This window comes from Vibrio sp. PSi01 (assembly GCF_054960695.1).
Genome location: NZ_JBHNYN010000002.1, coordinates 447989 through 467284, shown reverse-complemented (window position 1 = coordinate 467284; position 19296 = coordinate 447989). Strand labels below are relative to the sequence as shown.

The following is a 19296-nucleotide window of genomic DNA, read 5'->3' as shown; positions in this document are numbered from 1 at the left end:
AAAATATCTCTGGCTACTTAGGCATTTCAATCAGCAATTTGTACCCTACCCCATAAACCGAACGGATAGGGTTTGCTGTTGGTGCCACAGCATGTATTTTTTTACGGATGTTCTTTATGTGGGTATCAATATTTCTGTCTGATACATCGGCAAGATCGCTGTAAAGCGCATTGAGAATATCATCACGACTATACACTCGGCCGGGATGCTCCACTAGCAGGCGAAGTAACATGAATTCTTTGGGCGTTAAGTCAAGAAAGCAGCCACCAAATCGGGCCTCATATTCGTCAGGCTTTAATATAAATTGTCCCAAAACTAACTCAGCGCTTGGTTGATAAGAACGGTTAGACGCTGGGTTTGGTTGAATGCGGCGCAGTACCGTTTTGATCCTCGCAATCACTTCTCTAGGGCTAAACGGCTTGCAGATATAATCATCAGCTCCGAACTCTAAACCAATTAATCGGTCAATCTCTTCACTTTTTGCGGTCACCATGATGATAGGTAATTGAGAAAACTGACGTACTTGTTTGCATATCTCTACACCGTCTACATCTGGCAGCATTAAATCAAGCAACATTAAGTCAAAAGTCTGCGATTTCACCGTCTCAACAACATTCGCACCCGACGCGAGGTGGGTCGCTTCAAAGCCACTATTTTGGCAATACGCGATCAAGACTTCGGCAATGTACTCCTCGTCTTCCACAATCAAAATATGCGTCTTCATTCTCTCTTTCCTCTATCGAAATCTTATTGTGAGCCAGTATGGTGATGGATCGGTAGGGTTATCATCATTTTAACACCGCCCAGATCTGATTTTTTAGCACAAATAGTGCCTTGATGCGCTTCGATAATTTGGTGACACAATGCTAAACCAATACCAGAGCCACCATGATCTCGACTGCGAGATTGTTCTACTCGATAAAAGCGTTCAAATACCCGTGTGAAATCTTGCTCAGGAATGGATGGTGACGTGTCTTCAATTGCCACCTCTACGGTGTTTTTGTCTTTGTGAAGGGATAAAGCGATGCTTCCCGGTGCGTCGGTATAACGACAGCTATTTTCCAATATGTTGGTAAACAACTGCGTCAAACGCTCTCGATCAGCCACCACAAAACACGCTGTCCGCTCTTTCCCATACAGTGATTCACACTCTAAACCTAGCCCCAATTCATCGGTCTTAACCTTAAAGCCAAGTAAGATACCTTTGAGAAGTTCAACAAGATCGAATGAAGATTTTTGGTATGACAAACCGCCAATATCAGTAATAGACAGCTGATAAATATCACCGACCAAATGGCTCATGCTATCAATTTGATCAATCATCACCTGTAAGCGCTTTTCATCCGCTTTAAAAATCCCATCTTGAATTGCGTTAAGCTGCCCTCGAACCACTGTGAGCGGTGTTTTCAGTTCATGAGCAACGTCTGACATCCACTTTGAGCGTTCCGTTTTATTCTTCTCCAGTGTCTGAGCCAGAACGTTAATATTGTCAGTGAGTACGCCAAGTTCATCGTTACTAGCACTCTCCACCCTTGCTGAAAAGTTACCTTGAATCAACTGAGTCGTACCTTCATTCACTTTAAAAATGGGCGCAACCAAGTGACGAGAAAAAAGCCAAGCTGTTATAAACGCAAGCACGATAACGGCCAACGTAATCGCAACATAGCTTTGGTATTGCTCAGCCAAAAATGCGTTGGCAGGGCTGTGTTCAGCCAGCCGCGAAGGAACATAACTGAGCCAGCCGACCACGACACCGTCTAACACAATGGCGTGAGTAAAGGCGCTTTCATCAATTCGAGAGCGGCCTACCACCACCGTTTTATCGACATCATATAAACTGAGTCTTCTCTGCGTTTGCAGTAACTGGCTCATTCCCGTCGTATCCGTCGGCAAAGAGAGTGATCCTCGCTCCTCTGGCCCTTTTCGAGTGCCCACCAAACGTCGCCAATGCTTCTCGTCTTCTTTTAGCGATTGCCACGACCCATTGGTTTGATAGTACTCTCCCAACTTTTGGCTGACTTGCTTGATATAGCTCGATTCGGCCTCTTTGATAAAGTCATGAAAACCCGACGACAGGTTCTGCATAATCAAAGCGAGCATAATGCACACCGCGACAAAGCTTGTGATACAAAAAGCAAAGAAGAACTTATGAATAAGCTTCAATTTATAATCTATCTTCAACGTTCTTTCCTTATCCTCGAGATAACGCATCCACAGGGTTTAATTTTGCTGCATTTCTAGCGGGTAAAAAACCGAAGAGAACCCCAATCAGTGTTGAGCAAATAAAGGCCGCAATAATTGAGTTGGTCGAATAAATCATACTCAAACCACTGCTCGTCGACGAGACAATAAAGCCCACAGCGTAAGCTAACCCTATACCCAAAGCGCCACCACACAAACACACTAAAACGGCTTCAATTAAAAATTGTCTCAGAATATCTGCTTGCCTTGCTCCAACTGCCATACGAATGCCGATTTCTCGCGTTCGTTCGGTTACCGACACCAGCATGATATTCATAACACCGATGCCACCCACCACCAATGAAATAAAGGCAATAGCCGAGATAAGTAAGGTCATCGTTGATGAAGTTTGTTCAATATTTTCTCTGACCGTATCCGTATTGACGGTAAAGAAGTCTTCCACACCATGGCGCATTTTAATTAAGTTAATGATCGCTTGCTCTGCTGCGGTGCTGGATACTTCATCGCTCACCCTGACCGTAATATCATTAACGTAATTTTGGCTATAAATACGAGAATTTACCGTGCTATAAGGTAGCCAAACATTCAGAGCATCGCTATTACCAAACGCCATTTCTCTTGCTTCGGTAACCGCGATAATACGCACTGGCAAGCGACCTAAAAAGATGACTTTGCCAAGTGCTTCACCATCAGGGAAAAGGTCATTTAAGGTATTGTTATCAATAACCGCCACTTGCTCTAGTGCATCGATACTTCCGTCATCAAATAACTGCCCTTGTGCGACATCAAAACCTCGAACGCGAAAGTAGTCAGGACCAACACCTTGCACTTCTGCTGTCACCGCCTCATTACCATAGCGCACCGCAACATTGACACGCACAGTCGGCGTCACACTATCAACAAAGGAGAGATTCGTTAAAGCGTTTGCATCACTTGCTGTCAAAGTTCTCACTCGCCCAGCACGTCGGTCGCCTAGCCCAGAACCAGGTTTGATTTCAATGGTATTGGTGCCCATTGAAGCCATTCGTGACAACACCTGAGCTTGAGAACCATTACCAATCGCTACCACGGACACCACAGACGCAATACCGATGATGATCCCCAGCATCGTCAGAAACGTTCTTAGTCGATGGCTTCCCATTGCGGATAGCGACATTTTGAACGCTTCAACAACGCTGAACCACTGCGCAGAAAATGGCTTTGATATAGGTTTATTGGTACTTTGTTTCTCTTCGATTCTTGTCGACGAATCATCCGTTACCGAGCTAGCTACCGTCGAACTAACCACTTTCGAACTAGCTACTGCCGAATGAGCTGTCGTTGAACATTCAGTTGAGGCGCTATCGTTACTGGCATCGCTCCTTATATCACTCACGATTTCTCCATCAGAGATCTCGATTACGCGTTCCGCAGAGGCGGCGATCTTAGGGTCATGAGTAACCAGAACAATAGTATGCCCTTGTTGATGCAACTCACGAAGCAAGTCCATCATCTCTTTACCGCTATGGCTATCGAGAGCCCCGGTTGGTTCATCGGCAAGGATCACCGTACCGCCATTGATCAAAGCGCGGGCGACACTAACTCGCTGTTGTTGCCCACCACTAAGTTGACTTGGCTTATGATCCATACGGTCGGCTAACCCCAACCTTTTTAACAGTTGCTCAGCTCGTGCTTGGCGGGACGCTTTATTTTCGGCCGAGTAAAGCGCAGGGATCTCGACATTACCGATAGCAGTGAGATCATCTAACAAATGATAACGTTGAAATATAAAACCAAAATAGTCACGGCGTAATTCCGCTAATTGGTCAGGGTTCATTACCGATGTATCTCGACCATTAACAAGATAAGTTCCTTCGCTAGGAGTATCTAAGCAACCTAAAATATTCATTAAAGTCGATTTACCCGAACCAGATGCACCCATTATCGCGATCATTTCACCGCGACGTATGGCTAGGTTAACGTTGTTCAATACCGTTAACTGATCATCACCTGCAGGAAAACGACGACTGAGTCCTGAAATTTCTAATAGAACGTCACTCATAACTAAGGTCTCCCGCCGTTACCTTGCCCCCGACCTCCAGGACCTCCATTACCACGACCACCTTTCTCAGGCCCTAATGTCGATGACATATCAAAACCTGATGACGACTTGGCGTTCGCTTGACCAATAACAACTCGGTCTCCTAGCTCTAGCCCATCCAGAACTTGTGCATACACTTTATTATTGATGCCAATCTCAACATTTCGCATCTCTAATGCGCCCTCAACTAAAACAGGGACACGATAACGATTCTTGCCTTGGATCTTTTTAGTCAGGACCTGGGACGGAACCAATAGCGCCTCTTGAGCGGCATCTAACACGATTGACACTTGCGCTGTCATGCCAAAGCGAAGCAACCCTTCGGTATTGTCGACATCAAATACCGCGTTGTAGTAAATGGCATCGTTGTCGCCAATGTTTAACTCACTATCGTCGCCAGTCAAAAGGGTTGGGCCTGGCTCAATTGATTTCAGTTCACCATGGAAATTGTGTTGTGGCGCGCCTAAAATCGAAAAATACACTTTTTGCCCCGTCGCAATGTGAATGATATCGGCTTCAGACACTTGTGCCTTGACCGTCATAACATCAAGTTGAGCGACTTCAACAATGGAAGGTGTCGATTGATTTGTGTTAACGGTTTGCCCCTCTTCAACAGAGACATAAACAACCGTGCCATCAATCGGTGATTCGATCTTTGTATAGCTTAAATCCAGTTGAGCGTCATCGACACTGATCAGCGCTTTCTCTTTTTCTGCAACCAGTTGGTCGAGTTCGGCTTCATAAACAAGAAGTTCGGCCTCTGCTGCGTCATACATGGATTGCGAGCTGGCATTTTTTAACAACATCGCCTTTTGTCGTTCAAAAGCAAGTTGTGACTGATAAATCTGCGCTTTTTTCGCTCGATATTGCGCATTAATGTTAGTGAGTGAAGCATGGGATTCTTTCAATGCGTTTTCTTGTGAAAGGTTATCAATTTGAGCAATAACATCTCCAGCTTTAAGTGTGTCACCGACCGTCACGGCTATCGACTCTAACTTGCCTGAAACTTGAGCACCCACATTCACCATTTTGTAGGGATATAGCACACCGTTAGTGAGCACCACATCTTCGATGTTACCGATGCGAACAGGCTCCGTAGAATAAGTGACGATTGAGGCATCGTTCTTCATATAAAAATAAGCGGCGACAGCACCGATAGCGATAACAAGTAAAGTGATCGTCACTAACTGTTTGATGTTTTTCATGCGAAGGTTTTCCCAATTTTTTCATTACTCCTAGGATAACGAAAAAATGTGAGGGAACTTTGAGACGTTAACACCATGCAACACACTGATAATAAGTAAGTTTTATTAAAAAACATTAAATTGTGTGATAAATGTGTGGTGATAAAGAAACAACGAACAACAGAGAGACGTATAACTAAGCGTTTCTAAGTTCAGGAATGCAATCTGCATCAAGTTATTTGCAGCTATCCAATGACTCGTATAACCCCTGAGCCTTAACCCTGCCTTAACCATATAACTGCTATCCTTTTTTCTATGTTTGCAATTCTGCTTCTAGGATAAGGTTTCATTATGTTTCTACCCCGCGCGTTAAGATTGCCTTTGGGCTTACTTCTCTCTAGTTCTCTACTATTGGGCTGTGGCGAACAAGCTATGGAACAACGACCAGCCCCAGGTCCTATTCATGTCGACGTTTTAGACTTGACTCCAACAACACTGCGTTTGACGACCCAGTTGCCAGGGCGAATTGCCGCGTTCAAGCAAGCAGAAGTGAGGCCTCAAGTAACAGGGATTCTCAAAAGCCGCCTATACAAAGAGGGCTCTCACGTAGAAGCCGATGATGTACTTTATGAAATTGACCCAACCACTTATCAATCCAACGTTAATAGCGCACAAGCTCAATTAGCGAAAGCACTGACGAGCGAAGATACCGCTCGAAAAACGGCACTCCGCTATAAAGAACTATTAAGAAAAAAACTGACCAGTCAGCAAGATTTTGACGATGCAGACGCCCTTTACAAAGAAGCCCAAGCTGAAGTCGCGATCCGCCAAGCAGAATTGGATTACGCCAATATTGAACTGTCTTATACCAAAATCAAAGCGCCTATCTCAGGTCAGGCTGGTCTTTCTTTGGTCTCTGAAGGCTCTTTATTGACCTCTGAGCAGTCTTCTTACCTGACGACTATTGTGCAAACCACGAACGTTTACGTGGATATGCAGCAATCTTCGTTAGCGATTACCAAAATCAGAAAAGAGTTTGCGACCTTTACCAACAAAAATGCAGAGATCCCAGTAACGATAACGTTAGAAGACGGCAGTGCGTATGACGAAGTCGGCCATTTAGAGTTTTCGGACACGCTCGTTTCAGACTCAACCGGTACGGTAACGCTACGTGCCATCATTCCGAACCCTGACAATACTTTACTCGCCGGTATGTACGTACGCGCCCATATTTCGATGCCAGAAGCACGAGGCTACCTTGTTGTTCCGCAATCAGCTGTAGTAAGAAGCCAGTCTGGTGATCCTTCAGTTTTTGTCGTTAACCAAGACAACAAAACAGCGAAAAAGCCAGTCGTTCTCGGCAATGAAGTGGGTAACGGTTGGGTTGTTAAAGAGGGGCTTTCTAGCGGTGAACAAGTCGTCATCACCAACATAATTAACATGAAAAATGATGTTGCGGTTGTTGTCGATAGCAGAACAGACAGTACCGTTCCTGCTTTGGCGAGCGAGGAATAAACCATGTCCTTATCGAACTTTTTTATTAACAGACCGATTTTTGCTTGGGTGATTTCCATTGTCATTATGCTTTCAGGCATTGCGGCGATCGTCTCTTTGCCTGTCGCGCAATACCCAACAATTGCACCACCAGCCGTGACTATTTCAACGTCATACCCTGGCGCGTCAGCGAAAACGATTGAAGACAGCGTAACCCAAGTCATCGAACAAGGCATGACAGGGTTAGATAACCTTCTTTACATGGCGTCGAAAAGTGACTCTTCTGGTAGTGCGAGTGTGACCTTAACGTTTAGCGCAGACACTGACCCCGATATTGCCCAGGTACAGGTGCAGAATAGCTTACAGCAAGTGAGCAATCGCCTGCCTACAGCAGTACAAAACCAAGGCACATCTGTGACCAAGAGTACGTCGGGTTTCATGTCGGTCACCAACCTCTATTCGCCTGATGGCAGCATGAGTGCGGGCGACATTCAAGATTACGCAAACTCTAACATTAAGGACATCTTAAGCCGTGTTAACGGCGTAGGCGAAGTGACTATTTTCGGTCCATCTTATGCGATGCGTATTTGGTTAGACCCTGCAAAATTGAACAGCTACAGTCTCACCCCTGTTGACGTTTCTAATGCCGTATCGGTTCAAAACAGCCAAGTTACTGTTGGACAACTAGGCGGAACGCCAGCCGTTGATTCTCAGTTAATTAATGCCAGTATCACAGCGCAAAGCCTATTAACCAGCGTTGAAGAATTTGAGGACATCTTAATTAAAGTCGACAGTGACGGATCTCAAATTAAGCTCAAAGACGTCGCACGTGTCGAGTTAGCCAGTGAAGAATCTTCATCCATTCCAGCCTACATGGGTAAGGACTCTTCAGGTATTGCGATCACCCTCGCCACCGGCGCGAATTCGTTAGACACACAAAACGCGGTTGATGTAAAACTGGAACAACTTTCAAAAGGCTTTCCAGACGGACTAGTATTGGTTAAAACAACCGATAACAACTTGTTCATTCGCCTTTCTATCACTGAAGTGGTCAAAACGCTATTTGAAGCGGTTGGGCTTGTGTTTATCGTGATGTTACTGTTTTTGCAGAACTTACGAGCAACCTTAATCCCAACCATTGCCGTGCCAGTCGTACTACTTGGTACCTTTGGTGTCATGGCCATGCTGGGTTTCTCAATCAACACACTCACCATGTTTGGTTTGGTGTTAGCGATCGGTTTGCTGGTTGATGATGCCATCGTAGTCGTGGAAAACGTTGAGCGGTTGATGCATGAAGAGAATCTATCTCCTCTTGAAGCAACTAAGAAGTCAATGGGACAAATTACCAGTGCCCTAATCGGTATTACGATGGTGTTGTCGGTTGTATTTATTCCTATGGCCTTCATGTCAGGGTCAACGGGCGTTATCTACCAACAGTTCTCTTTGACGATTGTCTCGGCAATGGTGCTATCCGTTGTTGTCGCATTGATTCTTACTCCTGTATTGTGTGCAACGCTTCTAAAGCCTGTCGATAAAGCGTCGAGCAATAAGTTTTTTGCACTGTTTAACCGAGGGTTCGACAATCTATCCAGCCAATACCAAGGTTCAGTTAAACACACTTTACAGCGACCACTACGCTTCGTTTTTGTTTACCTAATGCTTTTTGCCGGCACGGCTTACCTATACAACGTGCTGCCAAGTTCATTTTTACCAAATGAAGACCAAGGTGACTTCATGGTTATGGTCACCACACCAACGGGGACCACATTACAAAAGACACAAGAAGTGATGTTGGATATCAAAGATTATTTTGAAGAGAACGAGTCACACACTGTCGACCACGTGTTTACCGTGTCTGGATTCAACTTTTCAGGCTCTGGACAAAATGCAGCAATGGCATTCATTGGCTTGAAAGACTGGTCAGAAAGGACGGAGCCTGGAACCGATGTGGATTCCATTATCGGCCGTGTTATGGGTGAATTTTCAAACTACAAACATGCACAGATCTTTGCTTTTAGTAGCCCAGCGATCCGAGAGCTTGGTACTTCAACAGGCTTTAACTTCTACTTAGAAGACGTCGGTGCTGTCGGTCATGACAAGCTGATTGAGATAAGAAACCAACTACTTGGTGCTGCGGCACAAAGTCCATTATTGCAAAGTACACGTCCAAATGGCCTGGAGGATACCGCGCAACTATTCCTTGATGTCGACTATGAGAAAGCCAAAGTGCTCGGTTTAGAAATCGATGACATCAACCAATCACTGTCGATTGCTTGGGCATCGTCATACGTGAATGACTTTATCGACCGTGGCCGCTCTAAGAAAGTTTACATTCAAGCTGATGCAGAATATCGCATGACACCAGAAGACCTGAACTTATGGTTTGTGCGTAATAACAACGACGAGATGGTGCCTATCTCAGCCTTCAGTACTTATCACTGGGGTCAAGGTTCTCCACAGTTACAACGTTATAACGGTAATCCTGCAGTGGAAATCGTCGGTGAAGCCGCCTCTGGTTATAGTACTGGTGAAGCGATGGCTGAAATCGATAGATTGGCAGCCGAGATCTCCAATGATGTACAGGTAAGCTGGACGGGAATGTCCTATCAAGAGATAGAAGCCGGCAACCAAGCGCCACTTCTGTATGCGATCTCCATCTTGATGGTCTTCCTCTGCTTAGCGGCTCTGTATGAAAGTTGGAGTATTCCAATTGCGATTATTCTGGTGGTTCCATTAGGCATACTCGGCGCACTGGCTGCGATTATGTTACGAGGGTTAGAAAACGATGTGTACTTCCAAGTAGGCGTGCTAACTACCATAGGTTTAACCGCCAAGAACGCCATTTTGATTGTTGAGTTCTCCAAAGAACTTTATGAAAAAGGCGTCAACATTATTGATGCAACGGTACAAGCATGTGAGATGCGTTTGCGCCCTATCATCATGACGTCACTGGCGTTCGGACTCGGCGTATTGCCTTTAGTGCTGAGTACGGGTGCAGGTGCTAACGCGCGTAATGCGATTGGTACGTCCGTTTTAGGCGGCATGATGGGAGCGACGTTGTTAGTGATTTACTTCGCTCCGCTATTTTTTGTCTTGATCTGCAAACTGTTCAAGTCAGATGACAAAGCAGAAATAGCAAACGACACAGAACAACCAAACTGAGCAATCACAAAACGAAGTAATAATAAAACCGAATACTAACAAAATGAAGATATGGTGAGCCTAGGAGTGGCTCATCATTACTCGCTGAAAACTTTCAAAGGATAGAAAATGACGAACAACCGACCATCTGGTATAGGAACATTATTACTAGTCATCGCTTTTACCGCATTACTAATGGTTGCGGTGATGATATTTGGATCTCGCATGGGCTTATGGGACCCTATTGTTGGCTTTGGCTACATTCGAAACTACCTCAACCCTATCGGCCTCTCTCTACTCGCTTTAAGTACACTCGGGCTCATCTACCAATGGATTACTCGTGATCGTACAGGTGCGCTCAAGTCTCTGGTTGCTGCATTCATAGGGCTTGGTCTCATCGCGCCAATGCTCCATGGCATAACTCACCCCGTAAAGCGTGAGCCTGCAATTCATGACATTACTACCGACACTATAAACCCACCTGAATTTTATAAGCTAGACGATACGCGTGCAGGTGCCAAAAACTCTCTGATTTATGCAGGAGAAGAAGTGGCTGCCATACAGAAAAAATTGTACCCATACATTAAACCTATTCAGTCGAACCTTTCTTCTGAAGATGCGTACGCAAAAGCACTGGATATAGCGAAAAATAGTGGATGGGAAGTGGTTGCAGGATACCCAGAGGCATTACGCTTTGAAGCAACGGCTCAAACAACTTTCTTTGGTTTTATGGACGATGTGGTCGTTCAAGTTACCCCAATAAACAACAAAAGCCGTATCGATATTCGTAGTGTGTCTCGAATCGGTCGCAGTGACAAAGGTGTCAATGCCGCTAGAATTGTAGAGTTCACCGAAAGTTTTAACCAGTAAGCCGTTTTAGTCACAACACCTACCTTCATTAAAGGATGAAATTAATATGAACCTAAAAAGTATGACCAACTTCATTGTTGCATCTAGCTTAATTGTTGCTCCTTCATTCCTCTTTGCAGCAGAGCCAAATGTACCGACAGAACCGCCATACATTGTCTTAAGTGATAATTTAGATGAGCCAAACGGTTATGGGTTTTGTATTGATACCTACGGACCTGGTCAATCAGAATTAATGCAAACTCATACTTGTAAACCCAAAGCGCCTGAAGGTTCTCCTCGCAACTATTCGGGTCATGATGTGAGATTTGAATTCAACAACGAAACAGACCAAATTCAGTCTTACGCGTTCGAAGGGCTGTGTATGCAAGGGCTTCTTGCGAAAGGAAAAAGCGAACTCGCGTTACTAGAGTGTAGCGACGCCAAAAACCAAGGTTTTGTTTACAGCGAAAATGATCAAACCATTCGATTAAAAGCGGACTCTAGCTACTGTTTGGCAGTGACATCAGAAACTCAAGAAGCGGGCCCATGGGTGAAACGTCCACTTGAACTGATTCAGTGTGAGGAAGCAGAACCGGTTCTAATGAAGTGGACTGTTGTTTCTAAGTAACAAGTACTCATTGGTTAATCTATTTATTTCACAACCCAATGCTTTACAGGTGACATTGCATATATGTAATGTCACCTTTATTTTGCAGGGAAATGAAAGATGGATGATTCTCATCGCTTATCACTCACCATTGAGAGTCGTAAACCGTGTTATCCAAACTTTAAAACGTTTAAATAGCATTCATTTTCGATAGCAACGAGCCTTAACTCAAGTATGTGTAAACACATAAATGAAGGCGACGTGATTTATTGCTTGTTGATGCGGTTAACAATAAAACTTAATGCCACAGCTGCAACACTAAAGCCTACTACACCTACCCAGCCGACCAATTCAAATACCTGAATACCCACAAACGAACCGAAGGCACCACCAAGATAGTAGCCAAGCATATAGACCCCATTTATACGGCTCTGAGCTTGTGGATCAATTGAAAATACGCGGACTTGATTCGATACCTGAGCACTGAACACACCAAGGTCGATAAGAATGATACCGGCGATCAACCCAATCAAGGTATCAGCAAAGAGCCCCGAAACAACAAAGCCAGCAGCAATAATGACTAACGCCATACTGATCATATTTCGAGAACCAAACTTACCTACTAATGAACCTGAAACTTTGGCACCAATCACACCAGCAAAGGCAATAACCCCAAACATCCCAGCTTGCTGAGCATTGTAATTAAATGGTGATTCGCTGACGTGCAAAGCTAACGTTGCCCAAAGTGCATTGAACGAAGCAAACCAAAGCGCGCCGGTTAAAGCAGATGTACGTAGTATCGAATGCTGCTTAATTAACGTTGCCATACTAGCAACAAGCTTAAGGTAAGGTATCTTGATTGTCGGAGTATTCGTCGGTAAAAAAGCGTATAACATTAAACCAAAGATCATCGCGATACTTGCCGACATCATAAACACAGCACGCCACCCAAACTGCTCACCAACAAAACCACTGAGTGTACGAGAAAGCAAGATGCCAACGGTCAGGCCTGTCATTAAAGTCCCAATGACTTTCCCTTTCGTTTCAGGAGTGCTTAATGACGCTGCAAATGGAATCAACTGTTGAGTGATATTGGCACTTAAGCCAATCGCAAAACACGCAACAACCAACACAATTAAGCTAGATGCAGAAAACGCAATAAATGATGACAACACTAACATTACCGATAGGATCGCAATGAGGCGTTTGCGCGGCAAAGTGTCCCCTAATGGCGATAAGAAAAGTAGCGCCACTGCATAACCAATCTGACTAGCCGCCGGCACTGCGCCGAGTTGTGCGCTTGTTAAACCGAGTTCTGTACCGATCTTGGGTAAAATCGGCTGGTTATAATAAAGATTTGCAGCGGTTGCTGAGACAGCGCTCGACATAAGTAATAAGCGCCCTGTACCCAAAGTTTCTGTCGTCACCTTTGACATGATTACACCTTAATTTTAGTTCATCGTTTTAATGAGTGATTTCGATGAAGTGAGTTTAAGGGTGACGCTTAAATAGCAAAAATACCTATTTGATGTAAATTCTATACGCAATTTGCATAGATGATTTCCTAACTCATACTCTGTTGAATTGCTTTAATTTCACTCTGTACTATCGCTGAAAATGCACTAGCAGTGGGAGATTGAGCATGTAAATGGTGTGTCATCACCAATGGCATCTCTACATCCACAGATTCAAGGTTAATAAAGACACAACCCTCACAACGTAAGTCACGAATAGCATAAGGAGCTACCGAGACACCTAAGCCAGAAGATACCTGGGTTAACACCGTTTGCATGTGGTTGGGTTGTTTTTTTATATTTGGAGAAAAACCGGATAAATCACATTGAGTAATGATGGAATCAAATAACCCCACGGCTTGCTCACGTTCAAATAAAATGAAGGGATCGAACTGCAGTTGCTTTATTTGAATGATCGAACATTGGGCGAGTTCGTGTGTGATTGGCACAACCGCAACGAGCTTATCTGCATAAATCGGAACGGAAACGTAGTCATCATCAATCAGATTTGGAAGTGGGCGAGAGAAACTGATATCAATCTCCCGCTTTTCAAGAGCTTCGATTTGTTCAGAAGCTGTCATCTCAACAAGATCGACATCAATAGTTGGATTTTCAGTAATATACTGCCGAACTAAACGAGGCAAGAAACTCAACGTTGCGCCCCCAAGGTAACCAATTGTCAAAGTACCAATATGACCAGAAGAGGCTCGAATTGCGGATTGTTTCGCTTGTTGAATATGTTCTATGAGTTTTATGGCGTCTGTGAGTAAATGCTTTCCAGCAGCACTAATAACGACTTCGCGAGATGTGCGAAAAAATAGGCTAACCCCTAGTTCATGCTCAAGGCTTGTAATGTGGCGACTAATAGCAGGCTGAACTGTGTTCAATTCCTTTGCTGCTTTTGAAAAGCTTCTGTGTGTGGCTACAGCTACAAAACTTTTTAATACTTTGATCTCCATATGACCTCAATATAAACCTTGATGGTTAACAAGCGCGAACACTGCGCGTGTATATTATTTTATTCTCAATGACAAAGAATTGACGAGTAAACCTAAAGCCAAGAACAAGTTACAACAAACGGTTCTTATATTGTTCTGGCGTTTGGCCGGAATATTTCTTGAACATACTAATGAACGGACTAGCTTGGTTATAGCCTAAAGTCAGTGCGACTTCTTTAACGGATTGCCCATTTCTTAACAGATCCATAGAGTACAAGTAGCGTACTCGAAGTCGCCATTCAGTAAAGCTCATCCCCAGTTCACTTTGACAGTGGCGCGATAAGGTTCGCTCTGTCGCGTGCACTTTATCGGCCCAATCTTTCAGTGAGATATCATCAGTTGGGTTCTCTTCAATCGCAGCAAGAATGGGCGCAAGATATTTATTATCAGTTGAAGGCAAAAAGTGATGCTCAACTTGACGCTCTGCCAATTGATCCAACAATACTCGCACTAATCTTTGATCTTGTTCGCTCGCAGCAACGTTAATATCACGCTGACGAAAATCATCGATAATCGAGGATACGATTGGTGTGATCTTTATTAAACTGGTTTTCTCAGGCAGATGTTGCGTTAGCTCATGGGAAATATTCAAAGAGCAATAATCTAAGGGTTTGCGATTATAACTGCAGTGCATGACTCCGGCAGGTACCCAAATAGCTAGGTGTGGCGGGGCTAGAAAGCGTGTACCTTCAGCTTCCATTTCTAGAATACCGCCACTGATCAATTGTACTTGTCCCCAAGGGTGGCTATGCACGCGAGTTTCAGTGTTCGATAAGAAAGCTTCGAAATTCATAAATACGTTGGATGGTGCCTTATCGATTGATAAGGATGGGTGAAGGTTTCTTGAGTGTTTTTTCAAACTTGTCTTCCTATCGCGCCTGATGTCTTTTTAAAGATATCTGTAAGTATAACGACCTGTCAAACTAGCCGCATCAACTCATTTGCGACGGAATTCACATGCATTATCTTTTACCATTTTTTACAGTCTGCATCTGGGGTGCAAATGCTATCGTCAATAAGCTCGCTGCAAGTACCATAGAGCCGAGCGCGATGAGTTTTTACCGTTGGTTCATTGCAATGTTGATTCTGACACCTTTCTGTATTCGGTCGGTTATCAAGCAATGGCCAATCATTAAACCTAATTTGTCTAAACTGGCGTTCCTTGGCTTTTTGGGCATGGTGTTAAACCAATCTTTGGGTTACTACGCCGGCTTAACGACAACCGCCTCTAATATGGCGTTGATCACTTCATTAGTACCATTGATCAGCGTGTTCCTTAGCGTACCCTTGTTAAGCAAGTCTATTTCTGGCCTAAGCATTGTTGGCGGCGTATTGTCGCTGTCTGGGTTAGCTCTGATGTTAGGGAAAGGCGATCCTTTATTCTTCATACATCAAGAACTGACTCAGGGTGATGGCTATATGTTAATAGCCGCATTCGTTTATGCTTCCTATTGTGTACTGCTTAAACGCTGGAAAATGCCGTTAAGTAGCTGGGTAGTGATTTATATCCAAGGATTGTTTGCGGTTTCTATGTTGACGCCACTTTGGTTAACCAGCGAACAACTGTTGCCATCCCAACAAGCTATTCCTTTGATTGCTTACGCTGCCCTTGCTGCTTCTATTTTGGCCCCTTGGATGTGGGTGAAGGCGATTGACACCATTGGCGCAGATTCAAGTGCCATGTTCATGAATTTAATGCCCGTTATCGCGATTGTACTTGCGTCTACTTGGTTAGGTGAAGAAATTAACCAATTCCATATCATTGGAGGCGTGATGGTAATCTCTGGTGTCATTCTTGCTCAAATCAAGAGAAAACCAAGGCTTGAGCTTCCGCTTCCTCAACAAAGCTAAGCTCTCCCCCTCATTTATCAACGATGTTCTCAACGAGATATTCTCGCAGTACCTGCTACCATAGCAGGTATTTTTTTACTGCTTCAAACCACGGCTACTCATAGCTACCTCGTTTAAAACCACTTCCTTAGATAAGCTTTGTCGATCTAATTTTTTGTTAACAATCCTCTTAAAACTATTTAATCGTTGCTTCTTCTCTTGCAACAAGGTTATGATTTACTTTAAAGGCATCCATACTGTTTAGTTAAAGTGTTCGCTTATCGGCAGTGTAAATAATGAAGGATTACTACTACAGTGAGCCTTTGCAACAAGTTGACCAAACGTCAGATCAACCTGAATATTTGGATCTTTTACGTGATTAAGAAAAACAACTTAATGTGTTTTTATAATTAATACCTTTACAAGATTGCGGTCAGGGCCAATTTCCCTTTAATAATGACCAATCAATAACTCGACAGGCAAAGTTCACTCAAAGGATCTATACTTTGTTCAAAGAGTAAAAGTGAGCTGAATAGTAAAAAAACTTTAACTACCACTTTAGAGTTAATAAGGATAGAATCACTTTAACTTAACCAGATGAACAACGGTTAGTTGGCTAAAATAAAAAGGTACCGATATGAGTACCGAACGGCTTAGAAACACCTAGCGCTATGCTAGGTGTTTTTTTTTTGAAACCCACTTTCGAAATAACTTACACCTATCTTGCCCTTTCCTGTTTATCACTCGTCTCGATCGCCAGAAAACACCAATGTTCATAGGTTCGTCATCCGTTTGAAAAAATAATCTTAACAGTGAGATTATCCACTTTAATTTATGTCATCTTAAGTATATTGTTATTAGCAAGTAACGAGCATGTTATGTAGCAAAATAATAATAAAGGAAGATAGATGAGCAGTAACAACAGCCGACAAGATGGCAAACGAGACGTTACTCTGCGTTTTTTAGCTGAGCCCGGAGATGTGAACTTTGGTGGTAAAGTTCATGGTGGAGCAGTAATGAAGTGGGTCGATTTAGCAGCCTATGCCTGTTCTGCAGGTTGGAGTGGCAAATACTGCATCACCGCCTATGCAGGTGGTATTCGATTCGTAGCACCCATCCATGTTGGCAACCTTGTCGAGGTAAGTGCGAAGGTCATCTATACCGGCTCATCGTCAATGCACATTGCAATAGACGTCCAAGCTAGCGACCCCAAAGAACTCAACAATCGTCTGACGACTCACTGCATCGTGATTATGGTAGCTGTCGATGAAAATGGTACCCCAACCAAAGTGCCAGAATGGATCCCTGATACCGAAGAAGACATTGAGTTGAGAGACTCGGCTATTCGTCTTATGAACATGCGAAAGCAAATCGGTGAAGAGATGGAAGCACACGTGAAATACCTCAAGTAAGGTCAATCAAGGCGCTCACATACGCCTATTTCCATGCCAAGCAGATGCTTGGCATTTGTTTTACCTAACCCACTTTAAACACAAACGAAACAGTTCTGGTCTTGTGACTCTGCGACAAATCATTCCAAAGTAAATAAAACATCTCTAAGACCAATATTTCCGATAAAGCGTGATACTCAACCAAAGAGTTGAAATGAATCCACTATCGAATATGGATTTGCCTTCTCTGTAATAAAGTCGTCATTTTGCTCTGATTAAATACCGCCAATCATAATGGATGTATTAGAATTTTTTCGGAGCCACTCTTGAGCGTCACACGCCCCACTCTTAGCGAATCTACACTGAACAATTTGAAGGCTGTTGAGTATCAATGGGTTAGAACTTTGTACGTAGAAGGCTACGACAGCAATGAGATTAACCACTATATTCAAACTTGTTTTGGTGGTGACCACACGTTTGCCGATCTGTTTAGACGCGTAGCACTCGATCAAGAAAGTATCTATGTACTGTTACAGCATTTAGGCTGTGCGCCTTCTAGTCGAGAGTTTTAATCTTCACACAGCCTCGATTCTCTATGTCTGATAAGAGTCTAGCTCAAAGTATGCTGTTGAGATCTACTCTCAATAGGCCTGTTGTATTTAGCCTTTATAGACACTTTCGGTGAAATTCAGACGCTCGTTGCATGCAAATCATTGAAGTATCACGCATTGAATTATTAGCAACATATCAATAGACCTGCTGCCCCTTATACTGAGCGTCTGATTTATGAGACAGAGTGATTATTTTGATAATGAAAGATTTAGGCATGGAATGGCTCAAATCTAAGTCACCGAGATAAGCAGATAAAGGCTGGTACAAATACATACCAAAAAGTAGCAGACATAAAAAAACCCAAGTAAATACCTGGGTTAGAGTTACAAAAACCACTAATCATTAATAGCGTAAGGAACCTGATTAGCGGCCAGCTATGCGTAACCTGAGGGTTATTTTTATTACTGATCGGCGGCCAAACCAAATGATGTAATAAAAATGCCAATATAGAGCGACCTAAAGGTCGCTCTTTTCTTTCTTATAGAGTACAGCTTATCCTTTTACACCACCTGCCGTCAAACCGCCAACTAACCAACGTTGAGCAAGTAAGAACACGATAGTAATCGGAAGTGCTGATAGTACAGCCGCTGCCGCAAAGTCACCCCATAGGTAGTTCTGAGGGTATAGGTACTGCTGCATACCTACTGCTAGTGTGTAAGAGTTCACATCTGTAAGTAAGATAGATGCTACTGGCACCTCACCAACTGTCGCGATGAAAGATAGAATAAACACAACCGCTAGGATTGGCACAGACAGCGGCAGTAGAACCAGTCTGAATGCTTGCCAAGGCGTTGCACCATCAAGGGCTGCTGCCTCTTCCAGAGAGTTATCAATCGTTTCAAAGTACCCCTTAATCGTCCATACGTGAAGTGCAATACCACCTAAGTAAGAGAAGATTAGACCACCGTGTGTGTTCAAGCCTAAGAACGGAATGTATTGACCAAGTTTGTCAAACAGCGCGTAGATTGCTACTAGAGCAAGTACTGCTGGGAACATTTGGAAAATCATCATCGCTTTCAGGATAGTTTCTTTACCTTTAAAGCGCATACGAGCAAATGCGTAAGCCGATGTCGTTGACAGTGCCACGATTAAAATCGATGTAACACCCGCGACTTTAATTGAGTTCCATAACCACGTTAGTACTGGGAATGGAGGTGGTGTCACCGAGCCGTCAGCATTCGTTACCGACATACCAAGAGCCAGTTTCCAGTGCTCCAGTGATGGGTTATCGGGAATCAAACTACCGGTTGCGAAGTTACCTTCACGGAACGAGATAGCGATGATCATCAGTAGTGGGAAGATAATCATTGCCAAGAAGCACCACAACACTGCATGCGTTGCCCACACTCGGTATTTAAGGCCTTTACCTTGTACCATAGCCATTGTCGTGCTCC

The 19296-nt window shown here is 43.8% G+C and carries 15 protein-coding genes; 7 read left to right on the top strand and 8 right to left on the bottom strand.

Features of this window, described 5'->3' with window-relative positions; genetic code table 11:
* Positions 1–13: 13 nt before the first annotated feature.
* Genes ACFI6G_RS05145 through ACFI6G_RS05130 form a run of 4 tightly spaced genes read right to left on the bottom strand, consistent with a single transcriptional unit; the run spans position 14 to position 5487 of the window.
* Entirely contained in the window at positions 14–724 is a 711-nt protein-coding gene (locus tag ACFI6G_RS05145) for a response regulator (protein WP_016767867.1), read from the bottom strand.
* A 23-nt stretch (positions 725–747) separates the two neighbouring features.
* Complete coding sequence (locus ACFI6G_RS05140; protein ID WP_016767866.1) at positions 748–2181, bottom strand: ATP-binding protein; 1434 nt, start codon at positions 2179–2181, stop codon at positions 748–750.
* 10 nt (positions 2182–2191) lie between these two features.
* Positions 2192–4243: a MacB family efflux pump subunit gene (locus tag ACFI6G_RS05135; RefSeq protein WP_462710166.1), complete on the bottom strand. Its 2052-nt coding sequence runs from the start codon at positions 4241–4243 to the stop codon at positions 2192–2194.
* Positions 4244–4245: 2 nt separating this feature from the next.
* Complete coding sequence (locus tag ACFI6G_RS05130) at positions 4246–5487, bottom strand: efflux RND transporter periplasmic adaptor subunit (RefSeq protein ID WP_016787325.1); 1242 nt, start codon at positions 5485–5487, stop codon at positions 4246–4248.
* 330 nt (positions 5488–5817) lie between these two features.
* On the opposite strand from ACFI6G_RS05130, the gene ACFI6G_RS05125 reads away from it, so the two are divergent.
* The 4 genes from ACFI6G_RS05125 (at position 5818) to ACFI6G_RS05110 (ending at position 11578) form a co-directional block, all read left to right on the top strand.
* Entirely contained in the window at positions 5818–6981 is a 1164-nt protein-coding gene (locus ACFI6G_RS05125; protein ID WP_372015031.1) for an efflux RND transporter periplasmic adaptor subunit, read from the top strand.
* A 3-nt stretch (positions 6982–6984) separates the two neighbouring features.
* A complete protein-coding gene (locus ACFI6G_RS05120) occupies positions 6985–10122 on the top strand; it encodes an efflux RND transporter permease subunit (protein WP_372029002.1) in 3138 nt (1045 codons plus the stop codon).
* A 108-nt stretch (positions 10123–10230) separates the two neighbouring features.
* Positions 10231–10971, top strand: a complete 741-nt coding sequence (locus ACFI6G_RS05115; protein WP_372015025.1) for a DUF1499 domain-containing protein — start codon at positions 10231–10233, stop codon at positions 10969–10971.
* 46 nt (positions 10972–11017) lie between these two features.
* The gene (locus ACFI6G_RS05110) at positions 11018–11578 is read left to right on the top strand and encodes a ricin-type beta-trefoil lectin domain protein (RefSeq protein WP_010431427.1); all 561 of its coding nucleotides are present in this window, start codon (positions 11018–11020) and stop codon (positions 11576–11578) included.
* A gap of 245 nt (positions 11579–11823) precedes the next feature.
* On the opposite strand, the gene ACFI6G_RS05105 is transcribed toward ACFI6G_RS05110, so the two are convergent.
* The 3 genes from ACFI6G_RS05105 to ACFI6G_RS05095 form a co-directional block, all read right to left on the bottom strand.
* Entirely contained in the window at positions 11824–12993 is a 1170-nt protein-coding gene (locus ACFI6G_RS05105; protein WP_010431430.1) for an MFS transporter, read from the bottom strand.
* Positions 12994–13121: 128 nt separating this feature from the next.
* Positions 13122–14030, bottom strand: a complete 909-nt coding sequence (locus ACFI6G_RS05100; protein ID WP_462710165.1) for a LysR family transcriptional regulator — start codon at positions 14028–14030, stop codon at positions 13122–13124.
* 109 nt (positions 14031–14139) lie between these two features.
* Entirely contained in the window at positions 14140–14928 is a 789-nt protein-coding gene (locus ACFI6G_RS05095) for an AraC family transcriptional regulator (RefSeq protein WP_010431438.1), read from the bottom strand.
* Between the two features lie 98 nt (positions 14929–15026).
* Here ACFI6G_RS05095 and ACFI6G_RS05090 point away from each other — a divergent pair, with 98 nt between their 5' ends.
* The 3 genes from ACFI6G_RS05090 (at position 15027) to ACFI6G_RS05080 (ending at position 17862) form a co-directional block, all read left to right on the top strand.
* Positions 15027–15920: a DMT family transporter gene (locus ACFI6G_RS05090; protein WP_010431441.1), complete on the top strand. Its 894-nt coding sequence runs from the start codon at positions 15027–15029 to the stop codon at positions 15918–15920.
* An 887-nt stretch (positions 15921–16807) separates the two neighbouring features.
* Positions 16808–17311: an acyl-CoA thioesterase gene (locus ACFI6G_RS05085; RefSeq protein WP_010431444.1), complete on the top strand. Its 504-nt coding sequence runs from the start codon at positions 16808–16810 to the stop codon at positions 17309–17311.
* A gap of 305 nt (positions 17312–17616) precedes the next feature.
* The gene (locus tag ACFI6G_RS05080) at positions 17617–17862 is read left to right on the top strand and encodes a hypothetical protein (RefSeq protein WP_016767859.1); all 246 of its coding nucleotides are present in this window, start codon (positions 17617–17619) and stop codon (positions 17860–17862) included.
* Between the two features lie 532 nt (positions 17863–18394).
* On the opposite strand, the gene malG is transcribed toward ACFI6G_RS05080, so the two are convergent.
* Positions 18395–19285 carry a maltose ABC transporter permease MalG gene (gene malG / locus ACFI6G_RS05075; RefSeq protein ID WP_010431447.1) on the bottom strand — a complete coding sequence of 297 codons (891 nt, stop codon included), beginning with the start codon at positions 19283–19285 and terminating at the stop codon, positions 18395–18397.
* Positions 19286–19296 lie beyond the last annotated feature (11 nt).

Bases quoted from the DNA above. Each gene is read 5' to 3' on its own strand.
- ACFI6G_RS05145 (WP_016767867.1), bottom strand. From the start codon at position 724: ATGAAGACGCATATTTTGATTGTGGAAGACGAGGAGTACATTGCCGAA.
- ACFI6G_RS05135 (WP_462710166.1), bottom strand. From the start codon at position 4,243: ATGAGTGACGTTCTATTAGAAATTTCAGGACTCAGTCGTCGTTTTCCT.
- ACFI6G_RS05130 (WP_016787325.1), bottom strand. From the start codon at position 5,487: ATGAAAAACATCAAACAGTTAGTGACGATCACTTTACTTGTTATCGCT.
- ACFI6G_RS05125 (WP_372015031.1), top strand. From the start codon at position 5,818: ATGTTTCTACCCCGCGCGTTAAGATTGCCTTTGGGCTTACTTCTCTCT.
- ACFI6G_RS05120 (WP_372029002.1), top strand. From the start codon at position 6,985: ATGTCCTTATCGAACTTTTTTATTAACAGACCGATTTTTGCTTGGGTG.
- ACFI6G_RS05115 (WP_372015025.1), top strand. From the start codon at position 10,231: ATGACGAACAACCGACCATCTGGTATAGGAACATTATTACTAGTCATC.
- ACFI6G_RS05110 (WP_010431427.1), top strand. From the start codon at position 11,018: ATGAACCTAAAAAGTATGACCAACTTCATTGTTGCATCTAGCTTAATT.
- ACFI6G_RS05105 (WP_010431430.1), bottom strand. From the start codon at position 12,993: ATGTCAAAGGTGACGACAGAAACTTTGGGTACAGGGCGCTTATTACTT.
- ACFI6G_RS05100 (WP_462710165.1), bottom strand. From the start codon at position 14,030: ATGGAGATCAAAGTATTAAAAAGTTTTGTAGCTGTAGCCACACACAGA.
- ACFI6G_RS05090 (WP_010431441.1), top strand. From the start codon at position 15,027: ATGCATTATCTTTTACCATTTTTTACAGTCTGCATCTGGGGTGCAAAT.
- ACFI6G_RS05085 (WP_010431444.1), top strand. From the start codon at position 16,808: ATGAGCAGTAACAACAGCCGACAAGATGGCAAACGAGACGTTACTCTG.
- malG (WP_010431447.1), bottom strand. From the start codon at position 19,285: ATGGCTATGGTACAAGGTAAAGGCCTTAAATACCGAGTGTGGGCAACG.